The sequence below is a fragment of the Halobacillus ihumii genome (genome assembly GCF_902726645.1).
GTDB classification, from domain to species: domain Bacteria; phylum Bacillota; class Bacilli; order Bacillales; family Halobacillaceae; genus Halobacillus_A; species Halobacillus_A ihumii.
In genome coordinates, this window is the sequence record NZ_CACVAO010000001.1 from 3,621,666 (window position 1) to 3,643,061 (window position 21,396).

Consider the following 21,396-nt stretch of genomic DNA (forward strand, 5'->3'; position numbering starts at 1 on the left):
TTCTCTATTCCTGGTTAGTTATTTCGTCGTTGACTTTAACAAGTTGTTTGCCAAGGTTTTCACCTTTGAATAAGCCAAGAAATGCCTGCGGAACGTTTTCAAATCCTTCCACAATGTTTTCCTCGTATTTTAAATTACCTTCAGATACCCATTTCGCAAGTGTTTGAATACCCTCATCGAAACGGTCAGAATAATCACCGATAATAAATCCTTTGATTAAGGACCGGCTCTTGATCAGATTCGGCTGGATCCTTGGACCGATATCACCATCTGTGCGGTTATAGGATGAAATAGCACCGCACAAGGGAATGCGTGCAAAGTCATTCAGCAAACTCATTACCGCATCCGAAATCTCTCCACCTACATTGTCAAAATAAACATCCACTCCGTTTGGGCATGCCTGTTTGAGAGAATCATTGATATTACCCGCGGTTTTGTAGTTGACGGCCTTGTCAAATCCAAGCTCCTTCTCCAGAAAAGCGGTTTTATTATCAGAACCGGCAATTCCCACAACACGCGCCCCCTTAATCTTTGCAATTTGGCCAACTATCATTCCAACAGCTCCAGCCGCTCCAGAAACAACAACTGTTTCACCCTCTTGTGGATTTCCGATATCCAGCAAACCGAAATATGCAGTCAATCCAGTCATACCAAGAACACTTAAATAAGAAGATAGTGGCGCTATTGTGTCATCGACTTTACGTACTCCGGATGCTTCGATAACATTGTAGTGTTGCCATCCAAGCATGCCAATCACCTTATCGCCTACACTCAGTTGATCAGATCTAGATTGAACGACTTCCCCAATTATTCCGCCAGATATCATCTCATTTAATTTGTATGGTTCTGCATAAGATTTTGCATCACTCATTCTCCCCCTCATATATGGATCAACTGATAGATATATGGTTCGAACAAGGACTTGTCCATTTTCTGGCGCTAAAACAGCAGTGTTCTTAAATTCAAAGTTTTCTTCAGTCGGCATCCCCTCTGGACGTTTTGACAATAAGATTTGTTGATTTTGTAAATTTTGTGTCATGTTATCACTACTCCAATTCGTTTACACTTAATTTGACCTCAATATTTCCCCGTGTTGCTTTTGAATAGGGGCAAATCTGGTGTGCTAATTCTACAAGTTCATCTGCTGTATTTTGATCAACCTCGGGAACGTGAACATCCAATTGAACAGCAAGAGCAAATCCACCATTTGTATCTTTACCAATGGAAACACTAGCCTTAACCTGTGTTTCACCTATTTTAATTCGTTTTTGTCTAGCTGCCATATTCAGTGCACTATCGAAACAAGCTGCATAACCCGCTGAGAATAATTGCTCTGGATTCGTACCTTCTCCTCCAGAACCACCTAGAGTTTTCGGCATGGTTAATGGCATATTAATATTGTTATCATCTGAAACGACGCGACCATTACGTCCGCCTTTTACTGAAGATGTAGTTGTATACAAAGCTTTCATGATTATCACCTCAAATTAAATTTTATGCAATTAAATTGTGCACAATTAATATTATACACAAAATAAATTTTCGGTCAACATGATAAGATTGACAATAAGTAGAGTTCCATTTAATTTAAAAGAGAAGAATGAAAGGATGAGTTTTTACTGATGAATAAAAATGAGGCAATGAAACTTAGCAATCAACTTTGTTTTTCAATATATTCGCTTTCGCGAGAAATAAATAAAATGTACCGTCCATTACTTGGAGAGTTAAATTTAACCTATACTCAATATCTCGCTTTACTTGTTTTATGGGAAAAAGAAACATGTACGGTAAAAGAGATTGGAGAAGTACTTTATCTTGATTCTGGAACCTTAACCCCAGTACTCAAACGTATGGCTGAGAGAAACCTAGTCAATCGAAAGCGTGATTCTAAGGATGAGCGTAAAGTCTTAATCTCTTTAACAGAGGAAGGATGGGAATTGAGGAATCATGCAAAAGAAATCCCTTCAGAGCTTATTAATAAAAGTGGCCTCACACAAGAGGAGTTCACTAAAACTCTTTCGGATTTCACTACATTGTTAAAACAAATACAGCAAGAAAATTCGAAATAATAATCAAGTTTCGCGATTAAATGTATAGTGAGCGCTACCTATATACCAAAAGACCATCATTCCGACTGTTTGCACAATATAGTCCCGTACCCCAGCTGAAAAACCATATATAAGTGCCAAACAATGCTCCATTTGACAAGTTAAATTGTAACTATTAAGATTCCATTTTTTAATAAAACTCAACAATAGGGTGCCGCTCGACAAGTTCTGTTATAAACGCTGCATAGTGTTTATAGCAGGAAATTAAAACAATTTCAACTTTGCAACGGAGAATGGGAATGACGGAACCATGTTTTTTGAAACCATCTCGTTAATAAATCCTGCATGCGTTAAGGCTGACAGGCTTTGGGTTATGAAGCCGAAAGGCGACAGGAACCGAAAAATAACTGGGTGGATAGTGTTTGATAACATAACTCGAAAGATAGCTGACTTTCAACTGGTGTGCAACATGGGATAAGGCGTTGGTGAATCATTCAAAAGGATGGTAACAGTCGATGAACACTTCAATAAAGAAGTCCGCATTACCATCCCTTACTGACTGGAACAGTATGAACTGGCAAACATTAATCGGTATGTAGAGAGATTACAACAACAAATACACCATGCCGTACACATGGATAAATGTATGCTTGAACCGTATGTGCTGAAAGGCACAAGTGCGGTTCTTAGGGTGGATAGTAATATCCCTGACCTACCCGACAAAAGGGAGCGATAACTTCACCCCCTTACCTATCTGTATAATAAGTCTTGCGCCTTCTTTTGCTTAAAGGGCCATATTCTTGAGGAGGGAAGATCAATAGGTGAAAAGCTTGCTTGATGCTCAACTTGAGGGGAGAAATGTGCAGCCAATGGCATAGCATATAAAATTGATAATGTATTCTTAAAAAAGGAGAACCGAAATGATACTACATATTATTGAAGGCGAAGAATGGATAAAGGCAAAAGAACAGGGGATTTATACACCTGCTAGTATTGTGACTGATGGGTTTATACATTGTTCGACAACTGAACAAGTTATTGAAATAGCCAATTTTTTGTATAAAGGATACTTTGGACTAGTACTGTTGTGCATAGCTTCTAATAAGGTAAATTCCAAGATTGTTTATGAGGATTTATATGAAACAGGAAAATTATATCCGCATATCTACGGTTCTTTAAATGTAGATGCTGTGTTCAAAGTGGTAGAATTTGAAACGAACAGTGACGGAAGCTTTGATTTACCTTATGAAATAAACGAAATTGTAACTTAACTATCGGATGGTCTTCATTAAGTAACTTATGAGTCATTTATACATATATTTTCTACTTTTGTGGTCTTCCAGAATCGGGCGCGCGCGACAAGTTCTGTTATAAACGCTGTAAAGCGTGAAAAACAGGAAATTAATATAAAATAGTTTCAACTTTACAACGGAGGATGGGAATGACGGAACCAGGTTTCCTGAAACCATCTATTTTCAGTCCTACTCAAACGAACGCATTTCCTGAATAAGGATTTGCGTCATTTCTTGTGAAAAGGGCCAGTTTGTTGCATTAACTTTGTGCTAAAATAAATTTAAAGGGGTGGTTCTTTTGAAAATATTAATTGAAGCAGCGGTAGTTATAGTAATTAATTTGTTTGCTATTGTTCCTCTTATTTCCAAGACCGATGAGGAAGACATAGGAAAAAATATTAAGCACTTGAAAAAGCACCAATGGTTTCAAAACTTACTGAGTAACGAAGGGTATCGAGACTTAATTATTCACGACAACTATGTAAGGAACACTATAGGAAAATTCAATAGTGATAAGTTAGATAACAATTTTTTCAAAACCAAATATCAAAGGAAATTACAAAACACATTGTAGAAAAAACACTAGCGTTGCATTAATATAGTCCAAAAATTCAGTAATCTCATATTTAGCTGTTAAAGTAAAAAAAGAGAACATCCACCTAAACAGGCGATTCTATCCATTTGGTATTTTTATACAGTTAAACTTGAGACAACAGCCATCGCGTCTGTATCAAGGGACACTCCGGAGGGCTTCTTTCCATTCCTGACAAGACTGCCATATCAGGGCTTTCAACCTTCTAGCGACTTTTAATGGGCTTAACTTCGATTGAGTTTCCTGACTATGTAGAACCAGTAAACAGAACGTAATCAATGCGATATAAATCTGGTTTTGAGCGGCTTCCTCATCAAAGCTGAAAAAACGTTTGATTGTGACGTGTTGCTTGATCCATCGAAAGAAAAGTTCAATCTGCCAACGATTTCGATACATTTCAGCTAAGGTTTCAGCCGGTGTTTCCATATCATTGGTCGTAAGCCGAAGAAGATTATGCTTCGTATCCCAAACTTCGATGACTCTCATCTCGGCATCCATCATCTTTTGAAAAGATCCCAGCCGCACGACACGGTCCGATTTAATACGAGGCGAGTCTTCGACTGGGCACGCTTCAACTTCTGTCACGACAGTGTTTTTCTTGATTCGGGTTAAGAATGTATACCCTTCCCGACAAAGCTCATCGAAGCGTTCAAAGTCCATGTAGCCGCGGTCAAACACATACATGACATCTTTCTCATCCATTAAGATGTCCAGTTGATTGTTATCGTGCTCAAGTGCTGGCGTGATGACCGCTTGATCAGGGAACTGGTGGTTATCATCCATAAAAACCAATCTCAAATGAAGTTTTACTCCAGACTTTGTGGTTCGAAAAGATGCCCAGGGAAATTGGTCCTTATTCAGTGTGATTGTCGAGGAATCTATCAAATAGAGAGGCTTTCCGAATTTAGTCGGACCAGATTTCCCTTTGATTCTCATAGATAGTTCAGCGAAAATCGCTGCCAGAATGTCTGAATCGATGGCTCGATGCTTTCGTGATAACTGCGAGACACTAAGCGTTTCAAAACCCAGCTGAGCTTGAAGATTCTTATTAATCAGCGCATCTTCTAACGCCCGAAGGCTGTCTATTTCGTTTAAATGAGCGTAAATCATGAAATGGAGATAGGATTCAAACGAATATTTTTTCGTATACCGGTCCATCTCTTGGATAGGGACAGCTAAATTTTCTAGATTCATTACGTTTACGTATTTACCAAATGACGTTTTTACGGTATTCTTGTCCATGTGAGAGTCCTTTATATTGGATTTGGACAGGAACCCCTGCGCCAACCATTATAAAGGATTTTTTTATGGATCTGAATTAGTTCTGAACATTCAGATATTATTTATGCAACACTAGTGTAGAAAAAAGACAGATCAGTTAGTTTAAACAATACCAACTAATATTAGATTAATTATTATTCCAGAAAAGGGCGCTTTTCTTTAATAAAGATCAGCGTCTAAATTTCGTTTGTAGGGCCATTTTGCGTAATAGAACATAAAACTTTTAAGGGTGATAAAATGGGCAGAGATAACGAAACACCTGAAGAAAGAAGAGAGAGGCTAAGACAAAAAGAATTAAACAATCCTTCCAGTAGTATACGCGGGAGCATTCTTTCTGATTTAGTCGGTGGTTTAGGATGGAAAGGTACTGGAATACTTAATCTGGTATTAATATTAGCTGTTATAATATATGCCATTTTCTTTCGTTAAAGGGGTGCGATTGTTCAATATGGACAATCGCTTTTTCACTAACGAGGCAGGGTTGTTGAGCAATAGGGATTTGTTTAAGAGTGTCTTATTTGTTAATAAGGGGAGGGATTATAAATGTCAAACGACAGGAACGAAGAAAAGCTAGCAGGAGGGAATGTATCAAACGTATATCGTTCGGAAGATACTGTTCGACGAGAATTAAAGCCTGATAGTGTTAGAATTCATAAATTATTGCAGCATTTGGAAAGCAAAGGTTTTGATTATGCACCGAAGTTTTTAGGTGTTGATGAAAAAAATAGAGAGATATTGTCATTTATTGAAGGAGAAGCTGGTAATTATCCTTTGAAAAAATATATGTGGTCTAATGATGTTTTAAAAGAAATAGCAAATATGCTTCGTCTTTATCATGATGCAGTTAGTGATTTTCCATCATTAAGTGAATGGAACCCAATTGACAATACTCCAAATAACATAGAGGTTTTATGTCATAATGATTTTGCCATATACAATATTATTTTTAATAAAGAAAAGCCTGTAGGTATTATTGACTTTGATGTTGCTGCTCCTGGTCCAAGACTTTGGGATATAGCTTACACCCTTTACACATGTATTCCTTTAAGTAGATTTTATTATACCGAAACAGGTGAGGCAGTTTATTATAATCCTGTACATGATGCTGAACGGATTAAAAAAAGAGTTAAATTGTTCTTTGATTCCTATTCTAATGAAGGAATGGAAGAGGGTTATTTAGAAATGGTATTGTTGCGATTAGAAGGATTATGTAAATATATGAGAAGAAAAGCCAATGAAAGGGACAGTGCTTTTCAAAAAATGATAGACGAGGGAAATCTTGAACATTATGAAAAGGAAGTTAAATTCATTCGTGAACATGGAAATGAGTGGATTTAATCGGAAGGGTCGTTGAATTAAGGGGGCTAGATTGAAGGGTTATCTAATATCTCGATTTCAAGTCTTCCAGTATTGGGGCACGATTCTGAAATAATGAATTGTGCTCATTCTTTATGTATAGGGCCATATAATTGAATTACACTTGGTAGCTAAATTGGTTATTTATGTTAAAGTGAGGGTGCTTCATATTGTCATCAATTCAAAGGAGTGATGGTAATCACATTTTCACTAATATTTGGTGTAGTTGTAGGAGCGATTATATTTTTGACGTTCGTTATTCCCGCAATTATGGCTGTTAAAAGGAATGAGAAGGGGGCAGCACCTCGAAAAATTTCATACGGAGTTTTGGGACTGCTGGTTATTAATTGGTTGCTTTTCTTAACTGGGTCTTACGCTTTACTACCTTTGAACATAGCAGAGCGAATCTTTACTCCTGTATGGTTGGTCTTATGTGTGGCGGGGGTATTTGTAGCTGCTTATGAATTTAAAAATAACAAAGGTTTTGCCATACCTGTTGCTGGTTTAACAACCATCAGTTTCTTATTTAGCATTCTTGCTAGCGGAATCTCTAAAATGTAAATCAGAGAATTGGAGGATGTTATTTAATGGAAAAAACCAAGAAATACTTTAAGCCTTTGATGTTGTTAGGAATTATACTAGTAGTTGTAGGTTGTACAAACTCCGAAGAGACGGGAAATAGTTCAGAGAAAAGCGAAGGCGAGCAAAATGTTCGGACTGTTATAGAAAAGTTATTTACTGGACCCAACAAGGAACAGGAAAGGATGTTGGACTACTCTAACGAAGATTTTGAAAAGTTTGCCAAGAGTGTTTCTGAGTATCGAAAAACTTTTAAACCCTATTTAAGCGAAAATTTTTTTGAGAGTTTTGTAAACCTTGCTGGGCCATTGAGGTTCTTATCCATGGCACATCCTAATTATGAGTTGAAAGTTGATGATATAAAGATTGAAGAAAAAGAAAATTATTACGAGTTCACTGTGAAAGTGTCCTATACGAATAGTAAAAGTAATCAAAGTAAAACGAAGAAGGTTAAGGGTCACGCACAGACTAATGAAGAAGGTAAAGTCACAAGCATTAATTATATTAATGCTGAAGAGTTTCGCACCGCATTGGATTAAGGAAAGGAAAGTTAATATGAACGGGCGTAATAATGGAATAAAGGAGCAGCATGAATATATAAGTCGAAGTAGGCAATTAAAGGAACAAAGCGGTGGCTTGAATTCTTTATTAGGAGGCATCATATGAATTTGAAAAAACGGATTGTTTTAAGCCTTGCCTCTGCTGCTCTTATGGCTGTCTTCTCGTTATTACTAAGCACACTAATTAACGATGAGGGAATACAAGTTGATCATTTAATAGGGAGTAGTATAGCAGGGGTTATCATAGGTTTTTGGATCATACCAAGAACTTTGAAGAACTCCCAAGAAAATCATAATGATAGATCTCCCTGAAAAGTGGCGAGTGTTGAGGTAATCATATTTATTGATAAGCAAAGGATTTCTCGTCATAAACAATTCGGTGCCTTTTTACAAAATTGTTAACGTGAGGGTGAATTGTTTTGATTAGCCTCTTGGAAACCTTTAGGGGTATCTTAAAAGGGAGTCATAAGGGAGGAGTGCTCTTCCCAGGTCACAAAACCGGGTAGTAAAGTAAGTAGTTTTAAGAGGTGAGATAAATCAAATATAAGGTAAGACCGCAAAGGCTGTCACTTCTTACTATTTTCATTATCGTGATGTTATGGAATATATTGGAAGGTTGTTATGGAGGTTCTTTATTACTATTTTTATTAGTTTTACTATTAGCTGTAAGTATAGCTTCTATTCGGTTTGAATTTGAAATACAGCAAGACCATTTAGTATATCAAATAATGTTCCTCAAAAAAACTATCATGAAAAAGGAACTTTATCCCAGTCAAATAAATCAATTAAAATTTACACGAGTCGGCTGGTCTCATAAAGCTGCCTTTATAAAAGTAAATAAAGGAATCCACATTCCATTAGCTGTCCTCGAACCCCGCAAAGCGTATGACCATTTAATTGAGTTTGGTGAGGATAACGATATAACAATCTATAAAACGAAAGACTATGAAATTCTAGAAAGAATGAACTGATATTGTTATACAACTTTCGGTCAGAAGTTTCACTTAGAAGGATGCAGCTGAAAAACTCAGAAGCTGAACCAGGCTTCTGAGTTTATTACCAACTGGCTTTTTTGACACCAGGAAGCTGACCTTTATGGGCAAGTTCACGAAACTTAATTCTCGATAGTCCAAACTGTCTCATATACCCATGAGGTCTTCCTGTAACAGCACAGCGATTATGAAGGCGAGTGGGGGAAGAATCTCTTGGTAGTTTGCGCAATGCTTCGTAATCCCCTTCAGCTTTAAGCTGCTGCCGTACTTCTTTATACTTTTCATACGTCACTTGACGTTTGCGTTCTTTTTGTACCATAGCTTGTTTAGCCAATGACCATTCTCCTTTTTTTAAATAGTAATTATTACGATTTAAATTTTATGACTTTATTCTATTTTTGTCAAATAGAGGAGCTGTTTGCCTGGATTGTCATAGTCATTGATAGAATCTTGAGATTGCTTTATAATAGACTCATAGCAAAAAGAGCGAATGAATATAAGCCTTCAAGGGGAGCTTTATGCTGAGAGTGAACAGACTTGTTCAGACCCTTCGAACCTGTCAGTTAATACTGACGTAGGGATGGTGGCTTTTTTGATGGCGATGCAACGGGACTCCTCCATCAGGAAGCTTCCCTGTGGCATCGCTTTTTTGTGTGGAAAAAAGGAGGTAAAGTGATGCGAAGTAAACGTGTGTTGTTTCTAGTTGAGGTAGCGATATTCTCGGCATTGGCCATCTTACTTGATATTATTCCATTTCTTTCATTTAAACTTTGGGCCCAGGGAGGCTCAGTTTCGTTTGCGATGGTTCCCGTATTTATCATGGCGTTCAGATGGGGACTCGGCGGCGGCGTATTGACAGGGCTGCTGCTCGGTTTCTATCAAATTTTATTAGGGGCTTATATTTTGACACCGCTGCAAACGTTTCTTGATTATTTTGTAGCGTTTGGTGTGATTGGGCTTGCTGGACTATTTGCCAAGCCGGTATGGGAGGCAGCTCGCTCGAGAAAGATTAAGAAATTGGCAGTCTGGATTATATTAGGCGCTTTTATCGGCAGTTTGTTCCGCTTCTTCGGACACTTTGTAGCAGGGATTGTCTTTTATGGAGAGTTTGCCCCAGAAGGTCAGCCAGTTTGGTTGTACTCTTTAGTTTATAATGGTGGATATATGCTGCCAGCGTTTATCGTGAGTGCGATTGTATTATGTCTGCTGTTCTCACAGCGGCCGACTTTACTGCTCAATCGTTCGTAAACCAGGAACCTATTTTCACAGCTTCGCGCTATGAAAATAGGTTTTTTCTTTTCTCCAGTAAAAATAGAAAGGAAAATCGTTAAAAAAGGTCGAATAAATGTATAGTAGGAAGGGAGTAGAGGACGATGAACGAATCAAACATTATTGCAACGTATTCTATTGTAGGATTTGATCCAGAAACAGAAGAACTAGGGGTTGCCGTTCAATCGAAATTCTTAGGCGTCGGAGCTGTCGTCCCATGGGCAAAGGCCGGAGTTGGTGCGGTTGCCACACAAGCTTTTGCCAATCCTGCTTATGGTCCCGAGGGGTTGGAGCTGCTCAGCAAAGGATTGACCGCTCAGGAAACTGTCGACCAATTAATCGCTGGAGACGCAGGTGCACCAGACCGTCAACTTGGAATTGTAGATGCGAAAGGCAGAGCGGCCTCGTATACGGGGAATCGCTGTTATGACTGGGCTGGGGGAGTCACTGGTGAACATTATACTGCCCAAGGTAATATTTTAGTCAATGAAGCCACTGTCACTGAAATGGGGCGGGCTTTTGAAACGAGCACAGGTTCGTTAGCAGACCGTTTGTTAAAAGGGCTTGAAGCCGCTGAACAAGCTGGCGGTGATAGTAGAGGAAGACAGTCAGCCGCGATTTATGTCGTGAAGGAAAAGGGTGGTTACGGTGGACTAAGTGATGTCTTTGTCGATTTACGAGTCGATGATCACCCTGAACCAGTTCAGGAATTATCTCGTATTTACAAGCTTCAACAGCTTTATTTTGGGGAATCAAAACAGGAGAATATTAAGGCGCTTGAAGGGGAATTGAAAAATAAGGTCGTTCATCATTTGTATCGGACTGGGTTTTTATCGAACAACGATCCTGATTCAGATGATCTCCACCATTCGCTTACAACGTTTTTGCATAGGGAGAATTTTGAAGCCCGCGAGCAGGAACGTGGGTTCATAGATCTTGAAGTCTATCATTTTCTAGAACAAATGGTTGTATAAAAAGAAAGGGGAATAGAGATGTTTAAAAAATTAATGGCGCGTGCTGGAATTGGAGCTGCCAAAGTGGATACACAGCTCGAGAAATTGGAGTTTCAGCCTGGCGAAGCAGTTGATGGCAAAGTAGTCGTGCAAGGCGGAGAGGTAGACCAGGAGATTGACCAAATTACTGTATTTCTGATGACCGAAGCCCTCAGAGAAGCGGACGATAAGAAAATTAAAGAAACGGTCAAGCTCGATGAATATCGGATTTCAGAGGCATTCGTCATTCGTGCTAAAGAGACGAAAGAGATTCCATTTACGATTGAGATTCCGATCCATGCCCCAGCAACGCTGAACAGGCTTCCGCTGTGGTTTGAAACAGGCCTTGATATGCCAATGGCCCTTGATGCGGGAGATCGTGATTACATTAAAGTTTCTGTTCACCCGTACACAGAATCGATCCTGGAAGCGGCAGAAAGAGACCTTGGTTTTCGTTTGAAAAAAGTAGAGATGGAATACTCAAAAAGGCATGGCTATGTCCAGGAATTTGAGTTTCTGCCTGGTGGTGAATTCAGAGGATATTTAGATGAGTTAGAGTTAATCTTCTTCCTCGATCATCAAGGTGTTCGGGTGTTTATGCAAGTTGATCGTAAAGCTAGAGGGTTGGGCGGTTTGTTTGCTGAAGCGCTGGAAATGGACGAATCCAATATTCAGCTGTACTTTTCTAAGGATGAGCTGGAGGCGGGGGCGTCGTCATTGGCGAAGAAGTTAGGCACAGCTATACGCGAACATGCTGGATAAGAACCAAAATACGGGGTGTTCTATTTTAGATAAGAGCTGCCGGATCAAACCGATCCGGCAGCTTATTTTTTTGACTTTCTCACATAGTTAGATTACTATCTAATTAGATACTTGTTAAAATAAAGGAGGGGAAACGATGCAGTTAAATAAGATGGTCGATTTTCATAAGGCTGTAGGAGATCCGACGCGATTAAGGATTGTGTCACTCTTGCTGAATGGGCCGCTCCATGGCCAGGCGATTGCTCAAAAACTCGGACTGAGACCGCCCACGATTACTCACCATATAAAAAAGTTAAAAGATACTGGGATGGTATATTCACGACGAGATAGAAATACGATCTATTTCCATTTAGATCAAAAGAGATTGGAGTTTATGGCCACAGCGATACTACGAATGGGAGATGAGACTGTGAAGAAAGACGAATTACATGTAAATGAAGCTGAACAGCGTAAGATCCTCAACAGTTTTATTGCAGAAGATGGACGGTTGAAGCAGATGCCGAGTCAACTGAAGAAGAAATTGGTGATTTTATCTTACTTGGTTCAAGGATTTGAACGCGGAAAAGTTTATGAAGAATTTGAAGTAAACGACTACGTTAAACAGTTTTATCACGATTATGCAACTATCAGACGCGAATGGATCATGCAGCAGTTCATGTATCGTGAAAATAATCGATATGAGCTCAACCCGGAAGAGATGTGGCCGATAGTTGTAAAAAGGTGATCATGGTGTCACCTTTTTTATTTGGATAACTAATTAGATATTTATCTAATTTAGGAGATGATAATCATTTTTCTTCATCAGCATTCTTACAAGTATTTATTCTACTCAGGGATTGTGAACGGGGTGGGGGATCGGTTCAGCCAGGTGGCTGTATTAGCTTTATTGCTGGAATTGACAGGATCAGGTTTGGCAGTAGGTCTTTTAATGGGAATGCGTGTTGTTCCTTATTTGGTCTTGTCTCCTGTTGCAGGAAAACTCGCAGATAGATGGGATCGCCGCAAGATGATGATGGTGACAGATCTAGCCAGGGTTCCCTTTGCACTCTCGTTCCTTTTTGTTCAATCAAAAGAAGATCTATGGATTCTCTACTGCAGTATGTTTGTCCTGGCATGCGGTGAAGCCATTTATCAGCCGGTTCGAAAAAGCAGTATTGGGGTGTTGGTGGAAGAGCGGCATTATACAAAGGCGAATGGATTAGAGCAGGTGGTCATCGGGATTGTGCTCATTCTTGGATCCGTTACAGGTGGACTGGTCGCATTCTTTATTGGAAAAGACGTGGCCTTTATCCTTAATGGATGTACGTTCTTGGCAGCTGCCGTTCTGATTTATCCTCTAAAAATTAAACGGCAAAAGTTGGTTCGGTCCCAGTCCGACGTGGTCCAAAAGTCTCGTTATAGATTGGATACAGTGGTTGTTTTTGTCGTGGTAATTCTAGGGGTTAGTGCAGGATTGGATGGTTTATTTAACATTCTCATCAGTTATTACGGATCAGAAACATTCGATATGGGTGAGTTAGGAATCGGTTTGCTGTATGGGTCATTAGGGATAGGGCTTGTACTCAGTTTCTTTATTTCTAATTGGCTAAAAGGAAAGATGCTCCTTATCGGAATCATCACAATCGGCTTGGAAGGAATTTTGCAAATACTGGCCAGTCAAGCATCCGTCATATGGGGAACTGCATTGGCTTTTGCGGGAATCTCCCTTTTAGGGGGAGTTGGTGCTGCATGCTTTGATAGCATTGTAATGGTTAGAACCGCGAAATCCGAGCAAGGGAAAGTATTCGGATTGATAGAATCGTTAACAAATGTCGTGATTGGTCTTACAATGTTCGGAACAGGTTGGCTGCTCGACCTGTTTGCCGCCAGACACGTGGGCTATATAGGAGGAATCTCCGTTGTTGGATCTATGGTCCTTTTTTTTGCTCTCTATCGTCTATATTTTCACAAAATTATATAAATTACTCGAAATATGGTAAAAAAGTATGAGAAAAGGCCGATAAAGAGTATAGAAGAGGGGGAGTGAAAATGAAGCTAGTTAAAAAAGTTTATGGATTTTTTACGAAGAGAATTCAGCGTCAGATTCTTTTTCCGTTTTTATTTTTAATTTTATTAACAGGATTTGTAGTAGCGGGAACAAGTTATTGATTTAGTTTGAACAACACGAAGGAAACGATGACGAAGAATGTCGAGCAGCAAATGACTATGATGAGCGACTCGTTTGATACCTTGTTTGACAGTATCAGTCATAATGTAAATCGCTATGCTGAAAATAGTCAGCTTGCTGACCCGCAGGAAATGAGCGACGAGATTCTTGCGAGTTTTGCCAGTACCAAAGAAGCCAATCCCTACATATTGAACATTTATATGGGGGACAAGGATACGAAGGATATGTTTATTTTTCCCTCTACCGAATTGGGAGCAGATTATGATCCAACGACTCGCCCATGGTTTACGAAATCGGTAGAACAGACAGGGGAAGTTATTTGGACGGAGCCCTATACTGATGCCGCGTCAGGCGATACCATCGTAAGTGCTGCCCGGGCGATCGAACAAAATGGCAGTGTTACCGGAGTTTTTTCGATCGATTTTACGGTGAATACATTATTTAGCATGATTGAAAAAGTAGAGGTCGGTCAGACTGGTGACGCGATGTTAGTTAGTGAAACAGGTATCTATCTGGCTCATCCAAATGAAGAAATGGTCGGTAAATCTGCTGAAAAGGCGCCATTTTATGAGAAGTTAATGTCAAGTGAAGCAGGATCTTATGAATATAGCGAGGGTGGAGAACAAAAGATTATTGCCTTTGCAACGAATTCTAAAACAGGCTGGAAAATGGCTGGGACGGTAAATGTATCAGACTTTGTGGCTCAGGCCAACACAATCATTTTGCCGATTGCGATCGTGCTTGCGGTTGTGATATTGATTTCCTTAGCTATCGCGGTGTTACTGACACGTTATCTCACTAGACCGATTAAGCACTTGCAAAAATTAATGAATAAGGCTGGGCAAGGAGATTTTGCCATTGCTGTGAAGATTGATCGAAATGACGAAATTGGTGAGCTGTCAGAGGATTTTGAGCGCATGATGGGATCCATTCGTGAACTAATTGCAAACGTGAAGTCGTCCTCTAATCTCGTTAGCAGCTCTGCTGAGAATGTGGTCGCCAATGCCGAACAAAATGCCGCGGCTTCAAACGAGATTTCCCGGGCAATACAAGATATTGCGAGCGGAGCCCAATCTCAGGCAGAATATATGGAAAGCAGTGTGAATTCATCGCAAACGCTTGCTTCAACGATTAACGATGTAGTCACTCAAAGTGAACGAATTAAAACACAGTCTGATGAGTTGCTCAATCGTTCTGAAGAAGCGAAGTCGATCGTTGAGAAGCTGCGCGATCACTCCAATCAAACGACGAATATGACGACTGAAATGAAAGAATCGATTCATGAATTACAGGATAGTTCAGAAAGCATTAATCAGGTTGTAAGTACGATCTCAGGTATTGCCGGACAAACGAATTTGCTGGCACTCAATGCCGCTATTGAAGCGGCCAGAGCCGGAGAAGCTGGAAGAGGGTTTGCCGTCGTAGCCGAAGAAGTGAGAAAGCTTGCTGAACAGTCTGAATCGGCGCTGACCGATGTCGCAAAAATGATCCATCATATGCAAACTCGAACGGCAGCCATCGTAGAGTTGATCGAACAAACAGGCGAGGTCGTTGTAGAACAAGAGCAGTCAGTTAATGCCACCGAGCAATCCTTTGAAGGAGTATTTGCGAACATTTCGGATAACGTTCAAGCGATCAATCAGATTATTTCCTCCATGAAGCAAATGGATACAGAGAAAAATCAACTGGTTGCCACCATTGATGAAATTAGTTCTGTAACCGAAGAAACAGCTGCAGGGGCAGAACAAGTGTCGGCATCTATCCAGGAAAGCAATTCAGCAATGGAACAACTCAACCATTTGGCTGAGGAACTTGAAAATGTCGCTTCATCGATGAACGATTCCTTACAAAATTTCAAGCTAGAAGAGAATGAGCAAGACGCAGCAGGAGAAGTTGTGCCGTTAGAGGAAGCGAACGAGTGGAATCAAAAAGCCGGATAATTATTGTGACCCGAACACGGGTCACAATTTTTTAGTGAGGCTGGGACATAACTAATCTTCTTGATGAAAAAACGAACGAGCGTGTTATAAGCACCAATCATAGTTTCTACTTAGTTTAGATTTTCATTTGATAAAAGCAATTTCGTCCCCATTATTGTTTCTTTCTAAGAGGTTTGAGAATACGTGAAAAGGGAATAATTTAGTAAATTGATTGAAGCGAGGGAGGAGCTTATGATCTAGCGATTCGGACGGTCAGTTATTACAGCAGTAGTGACCTTGCCCTATCTATAATCGGGGCAGTGCTTTATGATTGATATAAGAAGTGATTACATTTCATTACATAAAGAAGGAGGAACTTACATTGTTAGAACGAGATCATACAGTTGTAACGATTAATGAAAAGGAATATTTAGCAGATCCAGGCCAGAACCTTGTGGACCTACTCAATACAACAGAAGAGAATGTCCCACAGATTTGTTATAACGAGTCATTGGGCCCTATTGAAACATGTGATACATGTATCGTCCAAGTAAATGGAGAACTGGTACGGGCTTGTGGAACGAAAGTCGAAGCTGGAATGAAGGTTCAAACGAAACTGCCTCATGTACATAAAGCACAGAAAGAGTCGTTGGACCGTATTTTAGAAAATCATGAGCTTTACTGCACGGTATGTGATTACAATAACGGTTCCTGTGAAATTCATAATACGATGGCGGAGTTTGGCCTTGAGCATCAGTCGCGCCCATTTGAACCTAAGCCGTACAACCGTGATGAATCCGGCTCCTTTTATCGGTATGACCCGGACCAGTGTATTCTTTGCGGGCGATGTGTAGAAGTTTGCCAGGATATTGAAGTAAATGAAACATTAACGATTGATTGGGAACGCCAGGAACCACGGGTCATCTGGGATAATGATGTGCCGATTGACCAATCATCCTGTGTTAATTGCGGTCAGTGTGCAACGGTCTGTCCTTGTAATGCCATTATGGAAAAAGGAATGGAAGGGGACGCTGGATTTCTTACAGACCAGCAGCCAGGTATTTTAAGATCGATGATTGAATTAACGAAGAAAGCTGAAACAGGCTATGGGCCGCTTTTTGCAGTGTCAGATACGGAAGCGGAAATGCGTGAAGAGCGGATTAAGAAAACGAAAACAGTGTGTACCTACTGTGGTGTAGGATGTTCGTTTGACGTGTGGACGAAGGATCGAAAAGTTCTTAAAATCGAACCAAGTGCTCAATCTCCAGCTAACGGGATTTCCACATGTGTGAAGGGAAAGTTTGGCTGGGATTACGTCAATAGTGAAGATCGCTTAACGAAACCGTTGATTCGCAGAGGCGACTCGTTTGAAGAGGTAGAGTGGAATGAGGCGATTGCTTATGTCGCTGAACGTATGAAAGAAATTAAAGCTGAAAAAGGTGCAGACGATTTAGGATTTATTTCTTCCTCTAAAGCTACGAATGAAGAATCTTACCTTATGCAAAAATTGTCCCGCCAAGTCATCGGGACGAATAATGTGGACAATTGTTCCCGTTATTGTCAGTCCCCGGCCACTAAAGGATTATTCAGAACGGTAGGGCATGGAGGCGATTCAGGTTCGATCGACGATATTGCTAAAGCAGATCTTGTGATCACGATCGGTTCCAATACGGCAGAGTCTCACCCTGTACTGGCTTCCAGAATCAAACGATCTCAAAAGCTGTTTGACCAGAAACTTTATGTCTTTGATCTGAGAAAACATGAAATGGCTACAAGAGCCGATCGTTTTTATCAGCCCAATTCCGGAACGGATTTAGTGTGGCTGTCAGCCATCACGAAATATATTTTAGATCAAGACTTAGAGGATAAAACCTTTTTAAACGAATGGGTCAATGGATTTGAGGAATACAGAGAAAGCCTGGAGCCATTTACGATGGACTATGCTTCAGATGTAACAGGCATCCCGAAAGAGGAGCTTATCGAAGTAGCTGAAGAAATTGCTTCGTTTGAACGTGTGGCCATTTGCTGGGCGATGGGTGTGACACAGCATACGCTCGGAAGTGATACGAGTACGGCGATTTCAAACTTGCTGCTAGTGACCGGCAACTATATGAAGCCGGGCTGTGGAGCATATCCACTGAGAGGCCATAACAATGTTCAAGGCTGCAGTGACTTTGGCAGTATGCCGAACTTCTTCCCGGGTTATGAAAAAACAGAAGATGATGACGTGCGTAAGCGTTATGAACAAGCGTGGGGAGTCGATCTTCCGAAAGAACCGGGGAAAGATAACCACCAAATGATTGAAGCGATCCATGATGACAACCTTAGTGCCATGTATGTAATGGGGGAAGATACAGGGATCGTTGATGCCAATATTAATTATGTAACCGCCGCCTTTGAAAAACTCGATCTTTTCATTGTTCAGGATCTGTTTTTAACCAAAACGGCTGAGTATGCGGATGTCGTATTACCTGCATCACCGAGCCTCGAGAAAGAAGGCACGTTTACGAATACAGAACGCCGTATCCAGCGTTTATACAAATCCCTGGATCCGCTGCCTGGATCCAAACCAGATTGGGAGATTCTTCAGCTGATTGCAAAAGAACTTGGGCATAACTGGGGCTATGAGCATCCTGGAGAAATAATGGAGGAAGCGGCCAGTCTGACTCCATTGTTTGCTGGTGTCTCCTATGAACGATTAGAAGGGTATAATTCCCTGCAATGGCCAGTCGCTGAAGATGGATCAGATGAGCCAGTTCTTTTCCTCGATGGGTTTCCTTTTGACGATAAAAAAGCCAAATTGTTCCCGCTGGACTTTGAACTGGAATATAAAACAACCGACCACTATGATTTACATGTCAACAATGGCCGTATTCTCGAGCATTTCCATGAGGGCAATATGACCTACAAGTCTGAGGGTATCACACGCAAAACACCAAATGCGTGGGTCGAGGTGTCAGCAGAATTAGCGAAGGAACGAGGTCTGAGCGAAGGAGCGACTGTAAAATTATTCTCCGATGCCGGGGAAGCGGATGGCGTCGTGACGATTACAGATCGAGTAAGAGGAAAAGAACTGTACATTCCGTTAAATGATAATGGAAAGTCAGCTGTTAATTTCTTAACAGACAACAGTGTAGATAAGGATAGTAATACGCCTGCCTACAAGGAAATAGCGGTCCGCATGGAAGTAGTGAAGAAAAAAGGGAAATCACCGATCCCGCCTAATAATCATCGAAGGGGAAATCCAGTGCCGCAAATCAGTGTGCAAGTTCAGAAGAAATGGGAGCGGGATGATTATGAATTCCCAGGAAATCAGGTGAATAAGAATGGCTAAGGCGATTAGACGTGTTAAACCGATGGAAGTGCCTCGTGAGGAACAAATTGAGAAAGATGTGTCTGAAGTAAAAGAAGCTGTTGCTGAGAATAAGGATGCCATATTAAAAGGAATTAAACTGCTTCAGGCGTTGGAAGAAGGCGGGACACTCGATGCCGCCTACGCCTTTACGAAGAAGAAGAAAGAGGCATTAGGTTATGTGGCCAATGAGTTAAATCGTGAGCAATATACACCTTTAATCGAAAACCTTCCGGAACTGATTTTCCTGATTGGCGAACTTGATGTGAAATCGCTTCGTGAAGTAACCGAGAGAATGAACCAGGGAATTGAACAGATGAATACGGGGGATCCAGCTGCCAAAACCTCTGTCTTTGATCTGGCCAAAGCCCTGAAAGACCCTGAAATTAACAGAAGTATCACGATGATGATGCAGTTTTTAAAGGGGATGGGCCGCCAGTAACCAAAAAAGGCTTCTCGAATCTAATTCGAGAAGCCTTTTTTAACTTACAGCCATAATTCAATGAAGAACCAAATAATCATAATCAACTGAATGACGACTTTTGCCACGGATCCACTGAGAAAACCGAATAAAGAACCTAAAGAGGCTTTAAACGCTTCCTCTGTTGAACGTTTTTGAACGAGTTCAACGATGAGAACGAGAATGAAAGGAAGGATGATTAACCCAAATGGCGGGATAATAAACGAGCCGACGATGACACCAATGGCCGCGAAGCGTTCTCCCCATTTACTGCCGCCGTATCGCTTCACGAAATAGCTGTTTGCGATGATATCAGCGACAATTAAAATAACCGTTAAAATGACCATTCCGATCCAGAATAAGACCGATAACTCCTCTCCATTTATAAAGAAAAAGTAAGCGAGAAACCCGAGCCAAAGCACAAGCGGCCCTGGGATAATCGGGAAAATGATACTAGCAAAACTGGCTAGAAACAGGGCAATAATAATAATCCAAATCAGTATATCCATGTAATCGATGTCCTCCTACAGATCATGTACTGTATGTACTATACGTTGTACATCATTCATTAGTTTCAGTCATTTTTTATCAATGACCTCATTCATTCTATCACAGGCATAAGAAAAACCGGACTCATTTAATATGAAGTCCGGCTTTTTCTAGCTATTTACTTTATTTAATTCCTAAGTCCTGTCGATCAGGCGGTGCCATAAATTCTGGTCCGACTGGATCTTTCACGTGTTTTAGGAGAATTTCATCAATATCATGCATGCTTTCTTCATCAATTGTAAAGCTGCTGACTTCTTCAACCGGGTCCAATTGTTCTGGACGGCGTCCGCCCATAAGCGCGATGCCTGAGCCGGGCTGTTGAAGCACCCATTTAAGCGCCAGGTGAAGGACACGTTTGCCGAATCGATCCTGCGCCAGCTTATCTAGTTCTTCTACAGCATTCAAGTATTGGTTGAAACGCGGCTGTTGAAATTTCGGATCATTGTTCCTCAAGTCATCTCCTTTGAATTCTCGATCAGACGTCATTTTGCCTGACAGTAATCCGCGGCATAAGGAACCATAAGTGACAGTGGTGATGTTGTGTTCTTTTGTATACGGCAGTACCTCATCTTCAATACCGCGTTCGAATAAGTTGTACGGAGGCTGTAAGGTGTGAATGGGAGCGGCCTCTCTAAATATGTCCATTTGTTCGGGCGTGAAGTTACTTACGCCAATCGCCCTGATTTTTCCTTGTTTGTACAGGTAATGAAGAGCTTCTGCAGTTTCATGAAGCGGAATCATTGGATCAGGCCAGTGAAGCTGATAAAGATCAATATAATCTGTTTGCAGACGTTTCAGCGAATCTTCAATTTCTTGATGGATGCGCTCTTTGCTTCCATTTCGAAAGACCGTTTCGTCCTTCTGCCATTCCATACCTACTTTAGTAGCAAGCAGGATATCATCCCGGCTGCCTTTCTCTTTTAGCGCTTTGCCGATAATCTCTTCGGAACGGCCGAAACCGTAAGCCGGAGCTGTATCAATCATATTAATTCCTTTATCTAATGCGGAATGGATTGTTTTGATCGATTGTTGTTCGTCCGTTCCACCCCACATCCAGCCGCCTATGGCCCACGTTCCCAGGCCAATTCGGCTGGCTTCTAAATTTGTATTACTTATATTCTGTGTTTCCATCATTCCACCTCCATGCGGCTTAAGAAAATCTTCTCAGTAAATATACCCGGTTTTGGCGATGGTTAATCAGTGTGTTTATTGTTCACCGATACCAG

23 protein-coding genes and 1 riboswitch are annotated in these 21,396 nt (G+C 40.7%); of the genes, 17 read left to right on the forward strand and 6 right to left on the reverse strand.

What is annotated here, in order from left to right; all coding sequences use genetic code 11:
* Positions 1-4: 4 nt before the first annotated feature.
* Both G6R08_RS18090 and G6R08_RS18095 read right to left on the reverse strand, forming a co-directional pair.
* The gene (locus G6R08_RS18090) at positions 5-1,039 is read right to left on the reverse strand and encodes an NADP-dependent oxidoreductase (RefSeq protein WP_163529959.1); all 1,035 of its coding nucleotides are present in this window, start codon (positions 1,037-1,039) and stop codon (positions 5-7) included.
* 7 nt (positions 1,040-1,046) lie between these two features.
* The gene (locus tag G6R08_RS18095; protein WP_068446338.1) at positions 1,047-1,472 is read right to left on the reverse strand and encodes an organic hydroperoxide resistance protein; all 426 of its coding nucleotides are present in this window, start codon (positions 1,470-1,472) and stop codon (positions 1,047-1,049) included.
* 150 nt (positions 1,473-1,622) lie between these two features.
* On the opposite strand from G6R08_RS18095, the gene G6R08_RS18100 reads away from it, so the two are divergent.
* From G6R08_RS18100 to G6R08_RS18110, 3 genes are all read left to right on the forward strand, one after another.
* Complete coding sequence (locus tag G6R08_RS18100; protein ID WP_068446336.1) at positions 1,623-2,069, forward strand: MarR family winged helix-turn-helix transcriptional regulator; 447 nt, start codon at positions 1,623-1,625, stop codon at positions 2,067-2,069.
* Between the two features lie 899 nt (positions 2,070-2,968).
* Complete coding sequence (locus G6R08_RS18105) at positions 2,969-3,319, forward strand: DUF952 domain-containing protein (protein ID WP_068446334.1); 351 nt, start codon at positions 2,969-2,971, stop codon at positions 3,317-3,319.
* A gap of 319 nt (positions 3,320-3,638) precedes the next feature.
* Positions 3,639-3,914 (forward strand): hypothetical protein, encoded by a 276-nt coding sequence (locus G6R08_RS18110; protein WP_163529961.1) that lies wholly within the window; start codon positions 3,639-3,641, stop codon positions 3,912-3,914.
* Positions 3,915-4,070: 156 nt separating this feature from the next.
* Here G6R08_RS18110 and G6R08_RS18115 read toward each other — a convergent pair whose 3' ends face one another.
* A complete protein-coding gene (locus G6R08_RS18115) occupies positions 4,071-5,174 on the reverse strand; it encodes an IS4 family transposase (RefSeq protein ID WP_163529962.1) in 1,104 nt (367 codons plus the stop codon).
* Between the two features lie 276 nt (positions 5,175-5,450).
* Between G6R08_RS18115 and G6R08_RS18120 the strand changes: the two genes are divergently transcribed.
* The 6 genes from G6R08_RS18120 to G6R08_RS18145 all read left to right on the forward strand — a co-directional run bounded on the left by G6R08_RS18120 (position 5,451) and on the right by G6R08_RS18145 (position 8,679).
* Positions 5,451-5,642 carry a DUF6366 family protein gene (locus tag G6R08_RS18120; protein ID WP_163529964.1) on the forward strand — a complete coding sequence of 64 codons (192 nt, stop codon included), beginning with the start codon at positions 5,451-5,453 and terminating at the stop codon, positions 5,640-5,642.
* A 114-nt stretch (positions 5,643-5,756) separates the two neighbouring features.
* Positions 5,757-6,551: a phosphotransferase gene (locus G6R08_RS18125; protein ID WP_163529966.1), complete on the forward strand. Its 795-nt coding sequence runs from the start codon at positions 5,757-5,759 to the stop codon at positions 6,549-6,551.
* Between the two features lie 210 nt (positions 6,552-6,761).
* On the forward strand, positions 6,762-7,130 hold the full coding sequence (locus tag G6R08_RS18130) for a hypothetical protein (protein WP_163529968.1): 369 nt from the start codon (positions 6,762-6,764) through the stop codon (positions 7,128-7,130).
* Between the two features lie 26 nt (positions 7,131-7,156).
* Positions 7,157-7,687 (forward strand): hypothetical protein, encoded by a 531-nt coding sequence (locus G6R08_RS18135; RefSeq protein WP_163529970.1) that lies wholly within the window; start codon positions 7,157-7,159, stop codon positions 7,685-7,687.
* Between the two features lie 123 nt (positions 7,688-7,810).
* Positions 7,811-8,020, forward strand: a complete 210-nt coding sequence (locus tag G6R08_RS18140) for a hypothetical protein (RefSeq protein ID WP_163529972.1) — start codon at positions 7,811-7,813, stop codon at positions 8,018-8,020.
* A gap of 437 nt (positions 8,021-8,457) precedes the next feature.
* Positions 8,458-8,679: a hypothetical protein gene (locus G6R08_RS18145; protein ID WP_163529973.1), complete on the forward strand. Its 222-nt coding sequence runs from the start codon at positions 8,458-8,460 to the stop codon at positions 8,677-8,679.
* Between the two features lie 85 nt (positions 8,680-8,764).
* On the opposite strand, the gene rpsN is transcribed toward G6R08_RS18145, so the two are convergent.
* Entirely contained in the window at positions 8,765-9,034 is a 270-nt protein-coding gene (gene rpsN, locus G6R08_RS18150) for a 30S ribosomal protein S14 (protein ID WP_240339772.1), read from the reverse strand.
* Between the two features lie 163 nt (positions 9,035-9,197).
* Positions 9,198-9,298, forward strand: a riboswitch (TPP riboswitch).
* A 77-nt stretch (positions 9,299-9,375) separates the two neighbouring features.
* Between rpsN and thiT the strand changes: the two genes are divergently transcribed.
* The 8 genes from thiT to G6R08_RS18190 all read left to right on the forward strand — a co-directional run bounded on the left by thiT (position 9,376) and on the right by G6R08_RS18190 (position 19,603).
* Positions 9,376-9,948 (forward strand): energy-coupled thiamine transporter ThiT, encoded by a 573-nt coding sequence (gene thiT, locus G6R08_RS18155; protein WP_163529975.1) that lies wholly within the window; start codon positions 9,376-9,378, stop codon positions 9,946-9,948.
* A gap of 125 nt (positions 9,949-10,073) precedes the next feature.
* On the forward strand, positions 10,074-10,943 hold the full coding sequence (locus tag G6R08_RS18160) for a DUF1028 domain-containing protein (RefSeq protein WP_163529977.1): 870 nt from the start codon (positions 10,074-10,076) through the stop codon (positions 10,941-10,943).
* An 18-nt stretch (positions 10,944-10,961) separates the two neighbouring features.
* Positions 10,962-11,723, forward strand: coding sequence for a sporulation protein (locus tag G6R08_RS18165; protein ID WP_163529979.1), 762 nt, complete (start codon positions 10,962-10,964; stop codon positions 11,721-11,723).
* Positions 11,724-11,859: 136 nt separating this feature from the next.
* Positions 11,860-12,447, forward strand: coding sequence for a DUF2087 domain-containing protein (locus G6R08_RS18170; protein WP_163529981.1), 588 nt, complete (start codon positions 11,860-11,862; stop codon positions 12,445-12,447).
* Between the two features lie 57 nt (positions 12,448-12,504).
* Entirely contained in the window at positions 12,505-13,683 is a 1,179-nt protein-coding gene (locus G6R08_RS18175) for an MFS transporter (RefSeq protein WP_275897939.1), read from the forward strand.
* A 194-nt stretch (positions 13,684-13,877) separates the two neighbouring features.
* Positions 13,878-15,830: a methyl-accepting chemotaxis protein gene (locus G6R08_RS18180; protein WP_275897940.1), complete on the forward strand. Its 1,953-nt coding sequence runs from the start codon at positions 13,878-13,880 to the stop codon at positions 15,828-15,830.
* Positions 15,831-16,191: 361 nt separating this feature from the next.
* Positions 16,192-19,143 carry a formate dehydrogenase subunit alpha gene (gene fdhF / locus G6R08_RS18185; protein ID WP_163529986.1) on the forward strand — a complete coding sequence of 984 codons (2,952 nt, stop codon included), beginning with the start codon at positions 16,192-16,194 and terminating at the stop codon, positions 19,141-19,143.
* A complete protein-coding gene (locus G6R08_RS18190; protein WP_163529988.1) occupies positions 19,136-19,603 on the forward strand; it encodes a helical membrane plugin domain-containing protein in 468 nt (155 codons plus the stop codon). Before fdhF ends, G6R08_RS18190 begins: the two co-directional genes overlap by 8 nt.
* Positions 19,604-19,647: 44 nt before the next feature.
* On the opposite strand, the gene G6R08_RS18195 is transcribed toward G6R08_RS18190, so the two are convergent.
* Entirely contained in the window at positions 19,648-20,130 is a 483-nt protein-coding gene (locus tag G6R08_RS18195) for a DUF456 domain-containing protein (protein ID WP_163529990.1), read from the reverse strand.
* Positions 20,131-20,293: 163 nt separating this feature from the next.
* On the reverse strand, positions 20,294-21,301 hold the full coding sequence (locus G6R08_RS18200; protein WP_163531390.1) for an aldo/keto reductase: 1,008 nt from the start codon (positions 21,299-21,301) through the stop codon (positions 20,294-20,296).
* Positions 21,302-21,396 lie beyond the last annotated feature (95 nt).